The following is a 1,050-nucleotide window of genomic DNA, read 5'->3' on the forward strand; positions in this document are numbered from 1 at the left end:
TTATTGCCTGTTATCAGTGGATGTCCAACAGATATTATAGTTTCTAACGATTTAGGTAATTGTAGTGCAGTGGTCACTTGGACTCCACCGACGGCCTCAGGTGCTGGTACCGTTATTTTGACAAGTAACTTTGAACCAGGTGCGGTATTCTCTGTAGGAACTACAAAAGTTACCTACACCGCTACTGACGGATTCGGTAACCAAAGCTCCTGCAGCTTTGATGTCACAGTGAATGATTCTGAAGCTCCGGTACCTCCAACCCCTCCTGCAGATATCACTGTGCTTAGTGCTGCACAAATACCAACTCCGGTTGACTTAACCGCTATAGATAACTGCGAAGGGTCAATCACAGTGAGCCCTACAATACAGATCATAAAAGATCCTTCGGCTTGCGACAATAATTACACTGAGATTCGTACCTGGACATTTGTTGATGCCGCTGGCAACTTGTCATTTGTAGATCAAACGATTACAGTATTTGATAATAATCCTCCAGTATTGATAAGTCCACTGCCAGTAGACTTGACCTTGTCGAGTGCCGCTGATGTACCGCCTCCGGTTGATTTGACCTTTGCTGATCCAGAAGATTTGGGAACTATAGATTTTTCCCCAACTGAACAAATAATTCCGGGTAGTTGCGTCAATGAATTTACCCTGATCCGTACTTGGCAAGCTGTAGATGAATGTGGCAATATGGCAGACCCTATTATCCAAACCATAACAGTCCTAGACAACGAGAAGCCTGTCGCTCCAGCAGCTCCGGCTGATGTAACGGTACAGTGTGCCGGCGATGTTCCACCTCGTATAGATCTGACAGCAACAGATAATGCCGATGGACCAATCACCGTGAGTCCTACATCGACTATTACCTTTGGAGCTAATGGAATTGACTTTACCGAAGTGCGCACTTGGGCATTCATAGATGGCTGTGGCAACTTCTCATCCGTAAGCCAGACCATTACAGTGAAAGACACGGAGGCACCAAACGCTACTTCCTTGGGTGAAGCTGTGGATTTGGAGATAGACGTAAATGCGATACCAAATGCCTCT

The 1,050-nt window shown here is 45.8% G+C and carries 1 protein-coding gene; it reads left to right on the forward strand.

Annotation, left to right across the window (positions count from 1 at the left end; translation table 11 throughout):
- Positions 1-1,050: HYR domain-containing protein (locus AAGF08_RS20360; RefSeq protein ID WP_343513292.1), on the forward strand; the 1,050-nt coding region annotated here is incomplete at both ends.

The organism is Algoriphagus sp. SE2, assembly GCF_039563885.1.
Classification (GTDB): domain Bacteria; phylum Bacteroidota; class Bacteroidia; order Cytophagales; family Cyclobacteriaceae; genus Algoriphagus.